Source organism: Barrientosiimonas humi, assembly GCF_006716095.1.
Classification (GTDB): domain Bacteria; phylum Actinomycetota; class Actinomycetes; order Actinomycetales; family Dermatophilaceae; genus Barrientosiimonas; species Barrientosiimonas humi.
On the sequence record NZ_VFOK01000001.1, the window covers coordinates 1712984 to 1732141 of the forward strand.

17 protein-coding genes are annotated in these 19158 nt (G+C 74.4%); all 17 read right to left on the reverse strand.

The window, feature by feature from the left end; genetic code table 11:
• Positions 1–44: 44 nt before the first annotated feature.
• The 17 genes from FB554_RS07955 to FB554_RS08035 all read right to left on the reverse strand — a co-directional run bounded on the left by FB554_RS07955 (position 45) and on the right by FB554_RS08035 (position 19101).
• Complete coding sequence (locus FB554_RS07955) at positions 45–2345, reverse strand: heavy metal translocating P-type ATPase (RefSeq protein WP_142005466.1); 2301 nt, start codon at positions 2343–2345, stop codon at positions 45–47.
• On the reverse strand, positions 2342–2638 hold the full coding sequence (locus FB554_RS07960; protein ID WP_142007506.1) for a metal-sensitive transcriptional regulator: 297 nt from the start codon (positions 2636–2638) through the stop codon (positions 2342–2344). The genes FB554_RS07955 and FB554_RS07960 overlap by 4 nt, the downstream gene beginning before the upstream one ends.
• Positions 2639–2810: 172 nt before the next feature.
• Positions 2811–3512, reverse strand: coding sequence for an SseB family protein (locus FB554_RS07965; RefSeq protein WP_142005467.1), 702 nt, complete (start codon positions 3510–3512; stop codon positions 2811–2813).
• The gene (gene priA, locus FB554_RS07970) at positions 3509–4243 is read right to left on the reverse strand and encodes a bifunctional 1-(5-phosphoribosyl)-5-((5-phosphoribosylamino)methylideneamino)imidazole-4-carboxamide isomerase/phosphoribosylanthranilate isomerase PriA (protein ID WP_142005468.1); all 735 of its coding nucleotides are present in this window, start codon (positions 4241–4243) and stop codon (positions 3509–3511) included. The genes FB554_RS07965 and priA overlap by 4 nt, the downstream gene beginning before the upstream one ends.
• A gap of 26 nt (positions 4244–4269) precedes the next feature.
• A complete protein-coding gene (gene hisH, locus FB554_RS07975) occupies positions 4270–4896 on the reverse strand; it encodes an imidazole glycerol phosphate synthase subunit HisH (RefSeq protein ID WP_142005469.1) in 627 nt (208 codons plus the stop codon).
• A complete protein-coding gene (locus FB554_RS07980; RefSeq protein WP_142005470.1) occupies positions 4893–5516 on the reverse strand; it encodes a hypothetical protein in 624 nt (207 codons plus the stop codon). Before FB554_RS07980 ends, hisH begins: the two co-directional genes overlap by 4 nt.
• A gap of 2 nt (positions 5517–5518) precedes the next feature.
• Positions 5519–6118 carry an imidazoleglycerol-phosphate dehydratase HisB gene (gene hisB, locus FB554_RS07985; protein ID WP_142005471.1) on the reverse strand — a complete coding sequence of 200 codons (600 nt, stop codon included), beginning with the start codon at positions 6116–6118 and terminating at the stop codon, positions 5519–5521.
• On the reverse strand, positions 6115–7236 hold the full coding sequence (locus tag FB554_RS07990) for a histidinol-phosphate transaminase (RefSeq protein ID WP_142005472.1): 1122 nt from the start codon (positions 7234–7236) through the stop codon (positions 6115–6117). The genes hisB and FB554_RS07990 overlap by 4 nt, the downstream gene beginning before the upstream one ends.
• On the reverse strand, positions 7229–8572 hold the full coding sequence (gene hisD, locus FB554_RS07995; protein WP_142005473.1) for a histidinol dehydrogenase: 1344 nt from the start codon (positions 8570–8572) through the stop codon (positions 7229–7231). Before hisD ends, FB554_RS07990 begins: the two co-directional genes overlap by 8 nt.
• A 72-nt stretch (positions 8573–8644) precedes the next feature.
• On the reverse strand, positions 8645–11656 hold the full coding sequence (locus FB554_RS08000; RefSeq protein WP_142005474.1) for a bifunctional [glutamine synthetase] adenylyltransferase/[glutamine synthetase]-adenylyl-L-tyrosine phosphorylase: 3012 nt from the start codon (positions 11654–11656) through the stop codon (positions 8645–8647).
• The gene (locus tag FB554_RS08005; RefSeq protein WP_142005475.1) at positions 11653–12993 is read right to left on the reverse strand and encodes a glutamine synthetase family protein; all 1341 of its coding nucleotides are present in this window, start codon (positions 12991–12993) and stop codon (positions 11653–11655) included. Before FB554_RS08005 ends, FB554_RS08000 begins: the two co-directional genes overlap by 4 nt.
• Before the next feature lies 1 nt (position 12994).
• Positions 12995–14218 (reverse strand): MFS transporter, encoded by a 1224-nt coding sequence (locus FB554_RS08010; protein WP_211344553.1) that lies wholly within the window; start codon positions 14216–14218, stop codon positions 12995–12997.
• A 36-nt stretch (positions 14219–14254) separates the two neighbouring features.
• Positions 14255–15127, reverse strand: coding sequence for a M48 family metallopeptidase (locus tag FB554_RS08015; RefSeq protein ID WP_211344554.1), 873 nt, complete (start codon positions 15125–15127; stop codon positions 14255–14257).
• A 71-nt stretch (positions 15128–15198) separates the two neighbouring features.
• Positions 15199–16041: a glycosyltransferase family 2 protein gene (locus tag FB554_RS08020; RefSeq protein WP_236022340.1), complete on the reverse strand. Its 843-nt coding sequence runs from the start codon at positions 16039–16041 to the stop codon at positions 15199–15201.
• Positions 16038–17030: a glycosyltransferase gene (locus FB554_RS08025; RefSeq protein ID WP_211344555.1), complete on the reverse strand. Its 993-nt coding sequence runs from the start codon at positions 17028–17030 to the stop codon at positions 16038–16040. The genes FB554_RS08020 and FB554_RS08025 overlap by 4 nt, the downstream gene beginning before the upstream one ends.
• Positions 17027–18094, reverse strand: a complete 1068-nt coding sequence (locus FB554_RS08030; RefSeq protein WP_142005477.1) for a glycosyltransferase family protein — start codon at positions 18092–18094, stop codon at positions 17027–17029. Before FB554_RS08030 ends, FB554_RS08025 begins: the two co-directional genes overlap by 4 nt.
• The gene (locus FB554_RS08035; RefSeq protein WP_170206814.1) at positions 18091–19101 is read right to left on the reverse strand and encodes a glycosyltransferase; all 1011 of its coding nucleotides are present in this window, start codon (positions 19099–19101) and stop codon (positions 18091–18093) included. Before FB554_RS08035 ends, FB554_RS08030 begins: the two co-directional genes overlap by 4 nt.
• Positions 19102–19158 lie beyond the last annotated feature (57 nt).

Genomic DNA, 19158 nt, shown 5'->3' on the forward strand with positions numbered 1-19158 from the left:
TCGGGGTTTGTCGGGCCGGGGTACGCGCGTGCCGCGTGGCCGGGTCAGGCGCGGCGCAGGGCGCGGAAGCTGCGCAGCCGCAGGCTGTTCAGCACCACGAACACCGACGAGAAAGCCATGGCGGCGCCGGCGAGCATCGGGTTGAGCAGACCCAGCGCGGCGACCGGGAGGGCGGCCACGTTGTAGGCGAACGCCCAGAACATGTTGCCCTTGATCGTCGACAGGGTGCGCCGCGACAGCCGGATGGCGTCGACCGCGGTCGCGAGGTCGCCGCTGACCAGGGTGAGGTCGCTGGCCTCGATCGCGACGTCGGTTCCGGTGCCCATCGCGAGGCCCAGGTCGGCCTGGGCGAGGGCGGCCGCGTCGTTGACGCCGTCCCCGACCATCGCGACGACGCGCCCCTGGTCCTGCAGCCGGCGCACGACGTCGACCTTGTCCTGCGGGAGCACCTCGGCGATCACCTCGTCGATGCCGACCTCGTCGGCGACCGACCGGGCGACGAGCTCCTGGTCGCCGGTGAGCAGGATGGGCCGCAGCCCCAGCTGCTTGAGGTCGGCGACCGCCTGCGCCGAGGTCGGCTTGACCGCGTCGGCGACCGCGACCGCTCCCCGCGCCCGGCCGTCCCAGCCGACGAGCACGACGGTCTCGCCGCGCCGCTGGGCCTCGTCGACGTCGGCGGCCAGCGCCTCGGGGACCGTCATGCCCTGCTGCTCCAGCAGGCTGGGTCGGCCGACGAGAACCGTTGTGGCAGAGCCGGATTCGCTGTCGGAGCTGACGGCTCCGGCGACACCGAGCCCGGCGTGGTTGGTGAAGTCGTCGACCGGGGGCAGCGCACCGTGGCGTGCGGCCGCCTTGGCGACGGCCTGCGCCACGGGGTGCTCCGAGGCGGACTCCACTGCCCCCGCGAGACGCAGCACCTGGTCGGGCGACTCGTCGGGAGCAGCCAGCACCTGGCGTACGGCCATCGCACCGGTGGTCACGGTGCCCGTCTTGTCGAGCACGACCGTGTCGACGGTGCGGGTGGCCTCGAGGGCCTCGGGGCCCTTGATGAGGATGCCCAGCTGCGCGCCGCGGCCGGTGCCGACCATGAGCGCGGTGGGCGTCGCGAGCCCGAGGGCGCACGGGCAGGCGATGATCAGCACCGCGACCGCCGCCGTGAACGCCGCGGACGCGCCGGCACCGATCAGCAGCCAGACGACCAGGGTGCCGAGCGCGAGCAGCAGCACCAGCGGCACGAAGACCGAGGAGATGCGGTCGGCGAGGCGCTGCACCGGGGCCTTGCCGGTCTGGGCGTCCTCGACGAGCTTGGCCATCTGGGCCAGCTGGGTGTCGGAGCCGACGCGGGTGGCGCGGACCACGAGTCGGCCGGAGGCGTTGACGGTCGCGCCGACGACGGTGTCGCCCGCGGCCACCTCGACCGGCACCGACTCGCCGGTGAGCATCGACAGGTCGACCGCGGAGCGGCCGCTGACCACCTCGCCGTCGGTGGCGATCTTCTCGCCCGGGCGCACGACGAAACGGTCGCCGACCGCGAGGTCGGCCACCGGGATGCGCTCCTCGCGCTCGGCGCCGGCCGGCCCGCGCAGCACCGCGACGTCCTTGGCGCCGAGGTCGAGCAGCGCCCGCAGCGCCGCCCCGGCCGCCCGCTTGGAGCGCGCCTCGATGTAGCGGCCGAGCAGGATGAACGTGGTGACGCCCGCGGCCGCCTCGAGGTAGATGTTGGACAGTCCCTCGCCGCGCTGCACGGTGAGCTCGAACGGGTGCTTCATGCCGGGCATGCCGGCGTGACCGAAGAACAGGGCGACGACCGACCAGGACAGGGCCGCGAGCGTACCGATCGACACCAGGGTGTCCATGGTGAAGGCCCCATGCCGCAGGTTGGTCCACGCGGCCCGGTGGAACGGCCAGGCGCCCCAGACCACGACGGGCGCGGCCAGGGTCAGCGACAGCCACTGCCAGTTGTCGAACTGGAGGGCCGGGACCATCGCCATGAGGATCACCGGGACGCTGAGCGCGGCGCTGACGAGCACCCGCTGGCGCAGCGTCTGCAGCTCGTGGTCGCGGGCGTCGGGCGCGGCGTCGTCATCCGCGTCGGCGCGCTCGGTGCGGGGCACTGCGGCCTGGTATCCCGCGGCCTCGACCGTGCGCAGCAGGTCGTCGGTGGAGACGTCGGCGGTGTGCTGGACGGAGGCCTTCTCGGTGGCGTAGTTGACCGTGGCGGTGACGCCGTCGAGCTTGTTGAGCTTGCGCTCGATGCGGTTCGCGCACGAGGCGCAGGTCATGCCGGTGATGTCGAGCTCGACGACGCCGTCGACGCGCGGCTGCTGACCGAGGTCGGTGCTCATGAGCGCACCAGCCGACCGATCGCGTCGCTCGCCTCGCGCAGCTTGCGCTGGGCCTCCTCGTCGTCACCGGCCTTCGCGGCGTCGACGACGCAGTGGCTCAGGTGCTCCTCGAGCAGCCCCAGCGAGACGGCCTGCAGCGCCTTGGTCATGGCGGACACCTGGGTGAGGATGTCGATGCAGTACTTCTCCTCCTCGACCATCCGCTGCAGACCACGCGCCTGCCCCTCGATGCGCCGCAGCCGCTTGAGGTAGTCGTCCTTGTTGCCGATGTAGCCGTGCGTGTGCTCGTCCATGCCCATGCCAACCAGCATACCCCCTTGGGGTATTTCACCCCGCATGAAACCCGGTCACGTGCATCTGACCTCAACGCATCAGGGTCAAACCCACGTAACCCGGTTTCATGCGGAGGTGCGGGGGTGGGGCGTGGGTCGTACGGCCGGGGGCGGGGTGGGCGTACGACTCGGGTCAGGCGGGCTGGATGGAGAAGGTGATGCCGTCGATGCGGGCGCGCACCTCGCCGTCCGTGGCGAGGCGTTCGCCGATGCGGGTCGCGAGCTGCTGCAGCTGCTCGGCGGAGCGGCCGGGCGGCACCGACAGCACGATGCGCAGCAGACCCGGCTCGAGGTCGTCGCCGGACTCGCACACGGCGGCGCGCACGTCGTCGTCGTCACGCGCGGCCAGCGAGACCGCTTGCTGCACAACAGGATCGGTGTACGCCGGCAGCCACGGCCGATCCTGCGCCAGCGCCCACACCATGCTGGGCCGCAGGACGAACGGGTGCTCGTCGGCGACGTCGACGACCATCACGTCGCAGCGCTCGGACACGGCGGCCTGGGCGGCCCGGGCGGCGGTGACGGGCGTGGGCCGGGCGGCGGCGTCCCAGGCCGCGAGGGCCGCGACGCCGGTGAAGACCGGGAGGGCCTGCTGACCGTCGGGGGCGCGCAGGGTCACCGCGGCCATGTCGGTGCCGGTGTCGTCGCCCTCCCCCGGCGCGGCCACGATCGGCACCAGCAGCCGGGCGGCGGCGATGGCGCGCATGGCGGCCTGCTCGTCGCCGGAGCGCAGCGCCGCCAGCAGCCGCGGGTCGGTCTCGCCGCTGTCGCCGTCGAAGCCGGTGCCGGACAGGCTGCGCCCGTGCCAGCCCTGGCCGCCGGAGTCGACGGTCACGGCCGGCCGGCGACGTCGAGCGCGTCGGGCAGGGTGAACGCGTCGCGGTAGAGCGCCGACCCGATGATCGCGCCCTCGACCCCCTCGGGCGTCAGCTCGCGCAGCGCGCGGACGTCGTCGAGGGTGGACACGCCGCCGGAGGCGACGACCGGGCGGTCGGTGCGGGCGCAGACGTCGCGCAGCAGCTGCACGTTGGGGCCCTGCAGCATGCCGTCCTTCGCGACGTCGGTGACGACGTAGCGCGCGCACCCCTCGCGGTCGAGGCGCTCCAGCGTCTCCCACAGGTCGCCGCCCTCGCGGGTCCAGCCGCGCGCGGCCAGGCGCGTGCCGCGCACGTCCAGACCCACCGCGACGCGGTCGCCGTGGTCGGCGATGATCGCGGCCGTCCACTCGGGGTTCTCCAGGGCCGCGGTGCCGAGGTTGACCCGGCGGCAGCCGGTGGCCAGCGCGGCCCCGAGCGTGGCGCTGTCGCGGATGCCGCCGCTCAGCTCGACGTCGATGTCGAGCCGGCGCACGATGCCGGTCAGCAGCTCGGTGTTGTTGCCGCGGCCGAACGCCGCGTCCAGGTCGACGAGGTGGATCCACTCCGCCCCCTGGTCCTGCCAGGCCTTCGCGGCCCCCCAGGGGTCGCCGTACTGACCCCCCGTGCCGGCCACGCCCTGCACCAGCTGCACGGCCTGACCGCCGGACACGTCGACGGCGGGCAACAGCTCGAGTCGCGGTGAGCTCATCGGATCTCCTTGTCGGACAACGGTTCTCACAACCGGTAGAGCCAGGAGCTCAGCAGCTGAGCACCGGCGTCGCCGGACTTCTCGGGGTGGAACTGGGTGGCGCTGACCGGCCCGTCCTCGACGGCGGCGACGAACCGGCCGCCGTGCTCGGCCCAGGTGGCCGCCGGCGCACGACCGGCGCGGGTCGGCGCCTCGTCGGCGGCGTAGGAGTGGACGAAGTAGAACCGCTCCTGCTCCAGCCCGGCGAACAGGTCGGACCCCTCGGGCGGCGCGACCTGCGACCAGCCCATGTGCGGGACGACCGGGGCCTGCAGCCGGTGGACGGTGCCCGACCAGTGGCCGATGCCCTGCTCCTGCGGTCCGCTGCTCGGCTCGACCGAGCCCTGGAAGAGCACCTGCATGCCGACGCACACGCCCAGCACCGGCGCGCCCGCCGCGACCCGCTCGCGCACCAGGCGCAGCCCGTCGACGGCACGCAGGCCCTGCACGCAGGCGTGGAAGTTGCCGACACCGGGGACGTAGAGCCCGTCGGCGCGCAGCACCGCGTCGGGCTGCGACGTCAGGCTGACCTCGGCGCCCACGCGCTCGAGCATGCGCACGACCGAGCGCACGTTGCCGCTGCCGTAGTCGAGCACCGTCACCCGGCGCCTCACGACTCCTCCCCCAGCTCGACCCGCAGCTCCTGGTCCTCGCGGATGTCGCGGTCGAACCGCTGCACCGCGCGGGCGTCGGGCGTGACCAGCACGGCCTCCTCCTTGGTGGGTACGCCCGTGCCGGCCAGCAGGTCGCCGCCGGGCAGGGCGAGGGCGGACACGAGCGCGGCCAGCATCGACGGACAGCTGCCGCCGCGGCGGCGCAGCACGCCGAGCACGCCCTCGCGCTCGGAGTCGGCGAGGCCGGCGACGCCCATCAGGTCGCGCACGGTGGCGGGCTCGTGACCGGGCAGCACGAGCGACCCGTGCTCGGACTCCCAAGCGAGCCAACGGGATCCGGACCGCCCGCCGCGCGGGTGGACGACCAGCACGGCGCGCTCGCCCACGACGAAGAAGCCCATCGCAGACCGCAGCTGGCCCGGGACCGGGCGAGCCGCGAGGACCGAGGTGGCGCCGTCATACGGCGGGGCGGCGGCGGACGGACCCGCAGGCACGACGGCGGTCCAGCCGCCGAGCGGGACGACGTATGCGGGCACGGTGCCGCGCCGCAGCCAGCTCCGCGCCTTCGCCGGCGCGGCCTGCAGCAGCAGGAGCCCGGGAAGCGTCGAGGAGGCGGACACCGTCAGAGGGACCCCTTGGCGCTGGGCACGCCCTGCACCCGGGGGTCGATCGCGACCGCCGCGCGCAGCGCGCGGGCGAGCGCCTTGAACTGGCACTCGACGATGTGGTGCGGGTCGCGGCCCGCGAGCAGGCGCACGTGCAGCGCCAGCCCCGCGTTGTGCGCGAGGGACTGGAAGACGTGCTGGGTCATCGAGCCGAAGTAGGTGCCGCCGATGACGGCGTACGCCTGCGCGTCGGGCTCGCCGCTGTGCGCGACGAACGGCCGCCCGGCGACGTCGACGACCGCCTGGGCGAGCGCCTCGTCGAGCGGCACCATCGCGTCGCCGAAGCGAGAGATGCCGGCCTTGTCGCCGAGCGCCTCGCGCAGCGCCTGCCCGAGCACGATCGCGGTGTCCTCGACCGTGTGGTGCCCGTCGACGTCGACGTCGCCGACGGCCTTGACCTGCAGGTCGATCAGGCTGTGCTTGCTGAAGCTCTCGAGCATGTGGTCGTAGAAGCGCACGCCCGTGGAGACGGAGTACTCCCCCGACCCGTCGAGGTCGAGCGACAGCTCCACGGTGCTCTCCGACGTGCGTCGGGTGAGCGAGGCCGTCCGGTTCATGCGGTCTCCTGCTGTCGGTGGTCGGCGACCAGGTCGCCCAGCGCGGTGAGCACGGCGTCGGTCTCGGCGGGGGTGCCCGCCGTGATCCGCAGGTGGTGCGGGATGCCGACGTCGCGCACGAGCACGCCCCGGTCGAGCAGAGCCTGCCAGGTTCGCGCCGCGTCGGCGAACCCGCCGACCAGCACGAAGTTGGCGTCGCTCGGCACGGGGTCGAGCCCGAGGTCGCGGGTGCCGGTGACGAGACGGTCGCGCTCGGCCTTGATCGCCTCGACCATGCCGAGCAGGGCGCCGGTGTGCTCCAGCGCCGCGCGCGCGGTGGCCTGGGTGACGCTGCTGAGGTGGTACGGCAGCCGCACCAGGCGCAGCAGCTCGGTGAGCGCGGGGTCGGCGGCGAGGTATCCCAGCCGCACCCCGGCGAACGCGAACGCCTTGCTCATCGTGCGGGTGACGACCAGCCGCTCGCGCCCGGGCAGCAGGGTGAGCGCGCTCGGCGTGCCGGGCCGGGCGAACTCGGCATAGGCCTCGTCGACGATCACCACGGCGCCCTGCGCCGCGTCGTGCACGGCCTCGACCACGTCGAGCCCGAGCGCGGTGCCGGTCGGGTTGTTGGGCGAGGTCAGGAAGACCAGCGCCGGGTCGGCCGCGCGGACCTGCTCGACCGCGGTGGTGACGTCGAGGTCGTAGGCGCCCGAGGGCGTACCGCGCAGGCCGTCGACCCAGGTCGTGCCGACCGAGCGGGCGATGATCGGGTGCATGGAGTAGGACGGGGTGAAGCCGAGCGCGACCCGGCCTGGCCCGCCGAAGGCCTGGACCAGGTGCGAGAGCACCTCGTTGCTGCCGTTGGCCGCCCACAGCTGCTCGGTGGCGAGCGGCTGACCGGTCGTGGCGGTCAGGTAGCCCGCGAGCGCCGCGCGCAGCGCGGTGAACTCACGGTCGGGGTAGCGGTTCAGCGTCGGGGCGACCTCGCCCACCGCCGCGACGATGGCCTCGACCACCTCGGCCGGCACGGGGTAGGAGCTCTCGTTGGTGTTGAGCGCGACGGGCACGTCGAGCTGCGGGGCGCCGTAGGGCTCCTGGCCCCGCAGGTCTTCGCGCAGCAGCGCGCGCAGGTCACTCATCGGCGAAACGCACGGTGACCGCCTGCCCGTGGGCCGGCAGGTCCTCGGCCTCGGCGAGCGTCACCACCGCGCGGGAGACCTCGCGCAGCGCGTCGCGGGAGTAGTCGACGACGTGGATGCCGCGCAGGAACGACTGCACCGACAGGCCCGAGCTGTGGCACGCGCAGCCACCCGTGGGCAGCACGTGGTTGGACCCGGCGCAGTAGTCGCCGAGGCTCACCGGGGCGTACGGCCCCACGAAGATCGCGCCGGCGTTGCGCACCCGCGCGGCGACCGCGGAGGCGTCGCGCGTCTGGATCTCGAGGTGCTCGGCGGCGTAGGCGTCGACCACCCGCAGCCCCGCCTCGACGTCGTCGACCAGCACGATCGCCGACTGCTCGCCCGCGAGGGAGACGCGGATGCGCTCGCTGTGCTTGGTGGCGGCGACCTGGGCGGTCAGCGCCTCCTCGACGGCGCCGGCGAGCGCGTCGCTGTCGGTGACCAGCACCGCGGCGGCGAGCTCGTCGTGCTCGGCCTGGCTGATCAGGTCGGCGGCGACGTGGCCGGGGTCGGCGCTGTCGTCGGCGAGGATCGCGATCTCGGTCGGGCCGGCCTCGGAGTCGATGCCGATCAGGCCCTTGAGCAGCCGCTTGGCCGCGACGACGTAGATGTTGCCGGGGCCGGTGACGAGGCTGACCGGCTCGCACACGGTGGTGCCGTCGGCCTCGCGGGCGCCGTAGGCGAACATCGCGATCGCCTGGGCGCCGCCGACGGCGTAGACCTCCTCGACGCCGAGCAGCGCGCAGGCCGCGAGCACGCCCGGGTCGGGGTAGCCCGCGAAGGCCCCGGTGTTGGTGCGCTGCGGCGGGCTGGCCACGGCGATCGAGGGGACCTGCGCCTCCTGCGCCGGCACGACGTTCATGACGACGCTGGACAGCAGCGGCGCCTTGCCGCCGGGGACGTAGAGCCCGACCCGGTCGACCGGCACCCAGCGCTCGGTCACCGTGCCGCCGTCGGCGAGCGTCGTGGTGACGTCGGTGCGGCGCTGGTCGGCGTGGACCGCCCGGGCGCGCTCGATGGAGGTCTCCAGCGCGGTGCGTACGTCGGGGTCGAGCTGCTCGAGCGCGCTCGCCAGGAGCTCGGCCGGCACCCGGAGCCGGGTGGGGCGCACGCCGTCGAACCGCTCGGACAGCTCGCGCAGCGCGTCGGCGCCGCGGTGATGCACCTCGTCGCAGATCGGTCGCACGGCGTCGAGGGCGGCCTCGACGTCGAAAGCGGCACGGGGCAACGCGTCGCGCAGGCCGCGGGCGTCGAGCGACGCCAGCGCGGGACCGCGCAGGTCGGTACGGCTGATCACCCCTCCAGTCTAGGGAGCGGTGGGAAGTGGCCCCGGCCACGTCTGGTGCCTGGGACGGCGGACGAGGTGGGGTCAGTGGCGGGCGGTGCGCGCCCCGGGACCGGGCGGGGTGCCGTAGAACACGTCGTCGACGACCGAGCGGGCGTGGCGCGCGCGGCGGCGGTACTCGTCGTGCAGCTGCGGGCCGGAGGCGGGCGGGTAGCCGAGGATGCGGCCGATGCCGTCGCCGTCGCGCAGGTCGGACGGCAGCGCGTCGACCGCGCGGCCGCGCCAGAGCACCGAGGCGTTGCGCAGCCGGGTCGCGAACGTCCACGCCTCGCGCAGCGCCTCGGCCTGCTCGGCGTCGAGCAGCCCCGCCTCGGCCGCGGCGGCCAGCGGGGTCATGGTGCCGGGGTGACGAAGCCCGGGCACCTCGCTCGCGTGCTGCAGCTGCAGCAGCTGCACGGTCCACTCGACGTCGGAGAGCCCGCCGTGACCCAGCTTGAAGTGGGTCTTGCGGTCGCCGCCGCGCGGGATGCGCTCGGCCTCCATGCGCGCCTTGAGCGTGCGGATCTGGCGCACGGCCGAGGAGGAGATGCCGCCCTCGGGCCAGCGCAGCGGGTCGATGAGCTCGACCATCCGCGCACCGAGGTCGCGGTCGCCGGCCACCGGGGTCGCGCGCAGCAGCGCCTGGGCCTCCCACCCCTCGCTCCAGCGGGAGTAGTACGAGCGGTAGGACTCCAGGCTGCGCACCAGCGGGCCGGACTTGCCCTCGGGCCGCAGCGAGGCGTCGATCTCGAACGCCGGGTCGGGGCCGTTCAGCTTGCCCAGCCGGCTCAGCTCGGTGACGACGGCGAGGGCGTGCTCCTGGGCGTCCTGGTCGTCGGCGCCGTCGTGCGGCTCGTGCACGAACATCACGTCGGCGTCGCTGCTGTAGCCCAGCTCGCGACCGCCGAACCGGCCCATGCCGATGACCGCGATCGCGCACGGGGCCGCGCCGTCGCGCTCGGCGGCGACCTGGCGCTCCGCCAGGTCGAGCAGCACCTGCAGGGTGGCCGCGGTGATCTCGGTGAGCCCCTCCTCGACGGTGTCGAGGTCGATCTCGCCGAGCAGGTCGGCGACCGACACCCGCAGCAGCTCGGTGCGGCGCACCGCCCGGACGGCGTGCGCCGCGGCCTCGAGGTCGTCGTGGCGGGCGGCAGCGCGCTGCATCTGCTCGGTGATCGCGGCCCGGTCGCGCGGGCGCAGCGGCTCGGAGCTGCTGAGCAGGCTGACGGCCGACGGCGAGCGCTCGAGCATCGCCGCGGCGTAACGGCTGCGCGCCAGCACCCGGGCGAGCTGCTCGGCGCCGCTGCCCTCGCGCAGCTGCTTGAGGAACCACGGGCTCGAGCCGAGCTCCTCGCTGATCTTGCGGAAGGCCAGCATACCCGCGTCGGGGTCGGCCTCCTCGGCGAACCACTGCAGCATCACCGGCAGCAGCGTGCGCTGCATGACCGCACGCCGGCTCACGCCGCTGGTGAGCGCCTCGACGTGCCGGATGGCACCGCCCGGGTCGCGAAAACCCAACGCTGCCAAGCGATCTCGTGCGTCGTCCAGGCTCAGGCGCGCGTCGTCGTCGTCGAGCCGCGCCACGGCGGACAGCAGCGGGCGGTAGAACAGCCGCTCGTGCATGCGGCGCACCTCACGGGCCTGCTCGCGCCACAGCCGGGTCACCGCCTCGGCGGAGTCGCTGCGCAGCCCGACCGACCGGCCCAGCCGCCGCAGGTCGGCCTCGGCCGTGGGCATCAGGTGGGTGCGGCGCATGCGATAGAGCTGGATCCGGTGCTCCAGCACCCGCAGCCGGCGGTAGGCGTCGTCGAGGTCGTGCGCGTCGGTGCGACCGACGTACCCCCGCTCGGAGAGGGCCTCCAGCGCGGCGAGGGTGCCCCGCATGCGGATGTTCTCGTCGGTGCGGCCGTGCACCAGCTGCAGCAGCTGCACGCTGAACTCGATGTCGCGCAGCCCGCCCGGGCCGAGCTTGAGCTGGCGCGCGGCCTCGGCGGGCGGCACGTGCTGCTCGACGCGCCGGCGCATCGCCTGCACGTCCTCGACGAAGTTGTCGCGCCGGGACGCCTGCCAGACCAGCGGACCCACGGCATCGAGGTACGCCTGCCCCAGCTCGGCGTCGCCGGCCACCGGGCGGGCCTTGAGCAGCGCCTGGAACTCCCACGTCTTGGCCCAGCGGTCGTAGTAGGCGCGGTGGCTCGCGACGGTGCGCACCAGCGGCCCCTGGGCGCCCTCGGGCCGCAGGTTGGCGTCGACGGTCCACAGGCTCCCCTCCCCCGTGGCCGCGGAGCAGGCGCGCATCGTGGCGGTCGCGAGCGCGGTGGCGACGGCGAGGGCATCGTCCTCGTCGGCGCCCTCGGCCGGCTCGGCCACGAAGATGACGTCGACGTCGGAGATGTAGTTGAGCTCCCGGCCGCCGCACTTGCCCATCCCGATGATCGCGAGCCGGCAGCGGTCGGCGCCCTCGACCTCCTCGCGCGCGATGTGCAGCGCCGCCTCGAGCGCGGCGGCGGCCAGGTCGGCGAGCGCGGCCGCGACCTGGGGGAACTGCGCCTCGGGGTCGCCGGTGAGGTCGACCGCGGCGATGCGCACCAGCTGGCGGCGGTAGGCGATGCGCAGCGCGTCGTAGCGCGTGCGGTCGTCGGGCCGGGCGTCGATGTCGGCCTGCAGGGCGGCGGTGAGGGTCTCGGCGTCGTCGATGCGCGCGTCGAGCAGGTCGTGCCAGTGCTGGGGGTGGCGCACCAGGTGGTCGGTGAGCGCGGTCGACCCGCCGAGCACCTGGACCAGCCGTTCGCGGCCCGCCCCGTCGTGCAGCAGCAGCCGGCGCAGCTCCTCGACCTCCGACCGCGGCAGCACCTCGGCGAGCCGGACCAGGCCCAGCAGCGCCTGGTCGGGGTCGGCGACCCGGCCGAGCGCCTCGACCAGCTCGCGCGCGCTGGCGTCGGTGACGTCGCGCACGCCGAGCTCGTCCAGCAGGCCGACGGCCCGGGAGGTGTCGGTCAGCCCGGCCCGGGCGAGCGTGCTGGCCTGCCCGTCGTGCCGCTTGGCGCGATCGCTCACAGCCGCTTGAGGTACTGGTCGAGCTCGAACTGGGTGACCTGCTCGCGGTAGGCGCTCCACTCGGCCCGCTTGTTGCGCAGGAAGAAGTCGAAGACGTGCTCGCCGAGCGTCTCGGCGACCAGGTCGGAGTCCTCCATGATGCGGATCGCCTCGTCGAGGGAGGACGGCAGCGGGTCGATGCCCATGGCGCGCCGCTCGCGGTCGGTGAGCTGCCAGACGTCGTCCTCGGCCTCGGGCGGCAGCTCGTAGCTCTCCTCGATGCCCTTGAGCCCGGCCGCGAGCAGCACGGCGTAGGCGAGGTAGGGGTTGCACGCGGAGTCGATGGATCGCACCTCGACGCGCACGCTCTGCTCCTTGCCGGGCTTGTGCATCGGCACGCGCACCATGGCGCTGCGGTTGTTGTGGCCCCAGCACACGTGCGCCGGCGCCTCGCCGCCGCTCCAGATGCGCTTGTAGGAGTTGACCCACTGGTTGGTCACGGCGCTGATCTCGTTGGCGTGGACCAGCAGGCCGGCGATGAACTGCCGCCCGGTCTTGGACAGCTGGTAGGGCGCGCCGGCCTCGTAGAACGCGTTGGAGTCGCCGTCGAACAGCGACAGGTGCGTGTGCATCGCCGAACCCGGTTGTCCCACCAGGGGTTTGGGCATGAACGAGGCGAAGACGCCGCGCTCCAGCGCGGTCTCCTTGACGATCGCGCGGAAGGTCATGACGTTGTCGGCGGTGGACAGGGCGTCGGCGTAGCGCAGGTCGATCTCGTTCTGTCCGGGGCCGCCCTCGTGGTGGCTGAACTCGACCGAGATGCCCATCTGCTCGAGCCGGGTGATCGCCGCGCGGCGGAAGTCGTGGGCGGTGCCGTAGGGCACGTGGTCGAAGAAGCCGGCCTCGTCGACGGGCTGGGGCGGGCGTCCGGGCTCGAGGTCGGGCTTGAACAGGTAGAACTCGATCTCGGGGTGGGTGTAGAAGGTGAACCCCTGCTCCCCCGCCTTACTCATCGCCCGGCGCAGCACGGTGCGCGGGTCGGCCTGGCTCGGGGTGCCGTCGGGCAACCGGATGTCGGCGAACATGCGCGCGGTCGTCGGCCCGCCCTCGCCGCGCCACGGCAGCACCTGGAAGGTCGCCGCGTCGGGGCGCAGCAGCATGTCGGCCTCGAACACGCGGGCCAGGCCCTCGATCACGCTGCCGTCGAACCCGATGCCCTCGGCGAAGGCCCCCTCGAGCTCGGCGGGCGCGATGGCCACCGACTTCAGGGTGCCGAGCACGTCGGTGAACCACACGCGCACGAACCGGATGTCGCGCTCCTCGATGGTGCGCAGGACGAACTCTTGCTGGCGGTCCATGTCACGATCCTCCCGCACGCGTCGGCCGCGGCGCAGGCGGGCGTCCGGTGACGGACGGGACGGACCGCCACAGCACCACCGCGGCCAGCAGCCCGATCACCCCCGACGCCGCGATCGCGGCCCCGAGCGAGAGCAGCGCGGTGAAGCCCGACAGCAGCGCCGGGCCGCCGGTGGCGCCGATGTCGGACAGCTCGCGCCAGATGCCGAGGAACTGCGCCCGGCCCACCGGGGGCGAGAAGTCGGCGCCGAGGGTCATGACCATCCCCGAGCCGATGCCGTTGCCGAAGCCGAGCACGCAGGAGACGACGGTGAACGCGACGAGGCCGCTGGTGAGCGGCATCGCGAGCAGCGCCAGGCCCATGACGAGCATCGAGGGCACGGTGACCCAGCGCCGGCCGCGCACGTCCATGACCTTGCCGGCGGGGTAGAACACGAGCATGTCGATGCCGCCCGCGACGCCGTAGACGATCGACGCGGTCTGCGGGGACAGCCCCAGGTTCTCGGCCCACAGCGGGATGACGACCTGGCGCGAGGCGCGCACCGCGGCGACGAGCATGATGCCGACGCCGACCGTGAGGAAGGTCCGCCGGTGCTCGCTCAGCACGCCGCGCACCGTGACGGGGGTCGCCGCGGATCCCGTGCTGCGCGAGGGCAGCTCGGGCAGCAGCGCACCCACGAGCCCGGCGACGACGAGCGCGAGGCCGCAGACGACGTACGCACCCCGCAGGTCGGTGAGCTGGATCGCCGCCGCGCCGAGGAACGGCCCGACGAACACGCCCACGCGCATGACCCCGCCGAGGGTGGACAGCGCCCGCGCGCGGTAGTGCGCGGGGATCGCCTCGGTGAGGTAGCTCTGTCGGGCGAGCATGAAGACCGAGGCGCTGACCCCGAAGAGCAGCACGCCGGAGGCGAAGACGGCCAGGCTCGGCGCGAGCGCGCACAGCACCGAGGCGACCACGCCGAGCGCCGCCGCGCCGACGATGGCCCACCGCTCGCCGAACCGGTGGGTGATGACCGACGCCGGCACGTTGAACAGCAGCGACCCGACGTTGATGAGCATGACCACGGCCGCCGCCATCGGCACGCTGGCACCGAGGTCGCGCGCGGACAGGGCGACCACCGGGAGGATCGCGCCCTCGCCGAGGCCGAACAGCAGGCTCGGGCCGTACGCCGGGATCGCCAGCCGGCGCAGGTCGACAGGGCGGTCGGTGGTCACCGTCGCCAACCTAGCCAGCGGCGACGGGTGCCGATCAGCGGGGCGTCACAGCATCCGGCCGTGCACGTCCCAGCCCTCGGTGGGCACCCGGCTGAGCGCCTTCATCCGGCGGAAGCCGACCGCGTGCCCGGACATCAGGTTGGCGAAGCTCAGCCAGAAGCCGTCCTTGTGCCGGTCGACGGAGCGCAGGTAGGCGGGGACGTCGACCTGCCGCGCGACGTTCTTGCCGGCGAACAGGGCGACCATGTCCATCGCGTGCTGCGGGGCGTAGTAGGCCCCGACCCGGTCGGCGGTGTACTCCTGCGCGCGGCTCAGGCTCGGGGCGAGCCGCAGCAGGGTGAGGACCGGCGTGATGCCCTGGCGCCACAGGTTCACGTGGCCGCACTTGATGTGCCCGAGCTCGTGGGCGAGCACGAAGCGCAGCGCGCCGGCGTTGCCGTGCACGTAGGCCAGGTCGGCGAGGTCGCTGTAGACCACGACGTAGCCGCGCTGCAGCTGGCACTTGGCGGCGAAGGCGTTCATCGTGCCGTTGCCGTTGACCATGTACAGCCGCGGGACCTGCGCCATCCGGCCCGGGCCCGCGCCGAAGCCCATCTGCCGGGCCAGGTCGGCGTAGATGGCCCACAGGTCGGGGAACTGCTCGTCGGTGACCTCGACCCCGTTGGCGATCTGCGTCCAGTACATCCACCGGATGTAGACGAGGCTGAGCACGGGCAGCGCGAGCCCGCCCAGCACGACGATCGACCACTGCGCGAGCTGCACGCCCGAGAGCAGCGCCCCGACCGCGCCGATCGCCACGACGGCGGTGAGCCCCACGCCGAGGGCGAGCATCGGCACCTCGGCCCGGTGCCGCAGCTGCGGCACGGTCGGGCCGGTCTCGACCGCCCGCGTCCGGTCGTCCTCGATGCGCACGGTCATGGCGCCCCCTCTCGTCGACGGCCGGCCCGGTCTGCGGCCGCACCTGTCGGCCGGCCGGCCGTGGGCCAACGCTAGCGAGGGGTCTCGGCCAGCACCCACCGATTGCGCCCGGCGTCGAGCCGGACGGCTCCGAGGCGCTGCATCTCCAGCAGCCAGCCGAGCATCGGGAACTCGCCCCAGCGCTCGTGGAAGAGGTTGGCGTTGCGCACGATCGACGCGGCGTGCTGCACCGGCGGGCGGCTCGTCGGGTGGTGCTGGTGGTAGGCGACCGCGCCCCCGACCCAGGTCATGCCGCCACCGAGCGCTCGCACCCGCCAGGCCAGGTCGGTGTCCTCGCCGCCGTAGCCGGTATAGGCCTCGTCGAAGCCGCCGACCTGCTGCCAGGACCCGCGGTCGATCGCGAACGACAGCGACCAGAACAGCCGCAGGTCGGCGCCGTGCACGACCTGGCCGGGCGCCGGGGCCGGTCGGGCCGGGTGCGGCCGGGAGCGGGCCAGGTCGGAGTCGTCGTACGCCGTCCGCCCCTCGGCGAGCGGGTCCAGGTAGTGCACGACGCCCGACCACAGGTGCGCGCGCCGGGTGGGCCGGGCGACCTCGGCATAGCGCGCGAGCAGCTGCGGCGCGGGGAGGCAGTCGACGTCGAGCAGCACCACCACGTCGGCCCCGCGCTCGAGAACCGTTGCGGCGCCGAGGTTTCGGGCCGCCGCCAGCGGGAGCTCGCGGTCGGCGAGCGGCAGGTGCAAGGTGGTCGCCGAAGGGGCGCCCTCGACGACCACCTGCTCGACCTCGGGGTCGCCCATGGCGACGACGACGTGCGCGTCGGGCGGCTGCGCCTGCCGCCGCAGGTGCGCCAGCTGCGCGCGCAGGTGGCGGTGCCGGCCGTGCACCGTCGTCACGAGCCCGATGCGCGTCACGGCGCCGCCTCTCCGTGCGCGACCCGCTCGAGCACCTCGGCGGCCCGGGCTGCGCCGCGGCCGTCGTTCCACAGCAGCCACTTCTCGGCCGGGAGAGCCGTCGCGCGCGCCAGCAGGTCGGGCCAGTCGTGCGGCTGCGGCCAGTCGTCGAGGGCGACGGCGAGGTCGAGCGTGCGCAGCGCCGCCACCGTCGCCTGCTGCTCGTCGAACGGGCGGGGCTGGGCGATCACCACCGCGGGGCGCTGGGCGGCGGCCACCTCGGCCACGGCGTTCTGGCCAGCGTGGCAGACCACCACCGCGGCCTCCTGCAGCAGCCGCCACACCTCGTCGCCCGACCGCTCGTCGCGCGACCCGTCGGCGAACACCCACCGCCAGCCCGGCGTCGCCTCGCGCGCCGCGCTCAGCTGCGCCGACGGCACCGGCCCGCCGCCGCCCCACAGGCACAGCACCGTCCGGCTGCCCGGGTCGGCCGACGCGACGGGCCGACCGTCGAAGCGGGACAGCGCCCCGACGTGCGCGGTGCGGGAGAGCACCTCGCGCGGCCACGGCTCGGGCGCGGCCGCGGGCCACGGGGCGACGAGCGCCTCGGCCACGTCGTAGGCCAGCCGGTGCGGCCGGTCGGACCGGTCGCCCCGCATGGCCATGACCACCACCGGCACACCCAGCAGGCGGCCGAGCGCTGCAACCTCGGCGGAGACGTCGACGACCAGGGCGCGCGGGCGTACGTCGGTGACCCAGGTGGCGATGCGCTGCATCCGGTCGCGAAAACCGTTGTGTTGCAACGGTGCCCAGTGAAGCGCGCCGTACGCCGTCACGTCGCCGTCGGGGCGCGGCTGGTCGTCGCGCGGCAGCTGGAGCCAGGGGCCGGAGTGCTCCAGCGGGCGGGCCAGGCTGCTGATGCCGGTGACCGGCAGGTCGAGCGCGGCGGCGATGCTCAGCATCCGGTGCAGGTGCCCCGAGCCCTGGTGGTGCACGTAGTAGCCGATCACCACGCCACCCCCTGGACCACCCTGCGGTAGCAGCGCGCGTGCGACGCGGCGATGTCGCGCTGCTGGCTGCGGCGCTCACCCTCCGTGGCCTGCCGCCGCTCCTGCGACCGCGCGAGCCCGACCGCCGTGACCAGCTCGTCGACCGCCCGGTCGTCGGTGCCCTCCGGCCAGTGCAGCAACCGGTGCTGCTGGTGCCAGTAGCCCCGGTCGGAGGCCAGGACCGCGGTGCCGGTGTCGTACGCCGCCTCGACCCAGCCGGAGTGGCTGCCCCACGCGTAGGGCAGGGCCAGGGCGTCGGCGTCGTCGAGCCAGGCGCGCACCTGCTCCTCGGGCACCCGCCGCTGCAGCGCCTCCACCCGCCAGCCCGGCTGCTGCGACAGCCGGCAGACCTCCCGGGCGATCTGCCGGTCACGCTCGTCGCGGGGCGCCTGCACGACCGCGAGGTCGAGCACGACGGTGCGCACGAGCGGCCGGTCGGCCGGCCAGCGCTCGAGCAGCTCCAACGCCTGCAGCACGTGCAGGTTGGCGCGAGCGGCCCGCACGGGCAGCAGGATCCGCGGGTCGGCGTCGTCGTCGCGGACGGGGTCGCGGGACGGGCCGACGAGGTGCAGCGGGAGCTGGTGCGGGTGCGGCACGACCGTGGCGTGCCGGCCCCACCGGCGCCGGATCTCGGTGGCGGCCCCGGGGGTCAGGGTCAGCACCTCCCCCGCCGCGTCGGTCACGTCGGCGAGCAACGCGTGGTGCCGGTCCTGGGTGCGCAGGTGCGGGTTGTCGATGTCGTGGACGGTCACGACCAACGCGATGCCCGAGTCGGCCAACGCCCTGATCCAGCAACGCATCTCGGCGTCCGACAGATGCTCGTAACCGAAGTGCAGATGGATCACGTCGACGTCGTCGGCGTGCGCCCTGACCCACTCCGGCGACAGTGCCGGCGAGGGCGACCATCCCTGCGCCGGCCTCGGCTCGCGATCCGTGACGTGCTGCACCCCCCACTCGCCGATGCCGGTCATCACGTGCCGGACGTACGGGTGGTCACCGGGGACGTGGCAGACCCGCAGGCTCACGCGACGCTCGGGGTGCGCTGACGCACGAGGTGGGCGTACAGCTCGAGGTAGCGCGCGACCATCAGGTCCAGCGACAGGTGCTCCTCGGCGAACGCCCGCACCCGCGCCCGGGACAGTCGGGTGGCCTCGCGCAGCGCGCCGGAGAGCGCGTCGACGTCGCCGGGCCGCACGAGGCGCCCGACCGCGGGGTCGGTGAGGGTCTCGGCGATGCCGCCGCAGGCGTACGCCACGACCGGGGTGCCGCACGCCAGCGCCTCGGCGACGACCAGCCCGAACGGCTCCGGCCAGTGCGGCGTCACGAGGGCCACCGCGGACCGGCCGACGAGCTCGGCGAGCGCCGGCGCAGCCAGGTGCCCGACGTACGTCGTGCGCGGGCCGAGGAGCGGACGGATCCGCTCGGCGAAGTAGACCGGGTCGTCGACCGGGCCGGCGAGCCGGATGGCCAGGCCCGCGCGGGCGGCCGCGTGGATCGCGTCGTGCGGCGCCTTCTCGGGCGTGATGCGACCGGACCAGACGACGTCGTCACCGCCCGGGCCGGGGCGCCACAGCCGCAGGTCGACGCCGTTGGGCACCACGCTCGGCGCGCGGTCCAGGCACCAGCTATCAGCGGTCGCCCGGCTGACCGCGGTGACCTCGCCGGCGCGCGCGCCGGCGACCTCGAACGCCGACTCCATCCACGCGATGGGCGGGGTGTGCAGCGTCGTGACCAGCGGGCAGGGCAGCGTCTCGGCGAGGCTGATCGGGAGGTGGTGCAGGGAGTGGTTGTGCACCACGTCGACGTCGGCGCGGGCCAGCGCGGTCATCGCCCGCAGGTAGGCGTGGTGCTCGCGCAGGAACCCGGCGGGCGGGGCGTAGCGGTCGCCCAGCGCCAGGTCGGACGGGCTCCACCCGCCCCCGTCCAGCTCCAGGCCCGGCGTGAGGAAGTCCGAGCCCTCGGGCGCGACCACGAGGGTCTGCACCCCCTCGGCCCGCAGTCCCCGGGCGAGGTTCCAGACCATCGCCTCCATGCCGCCGAGGAACGGCCGTCGCAGCGGGTGCCTCGACGGAGCTACCAGGGCTACCCG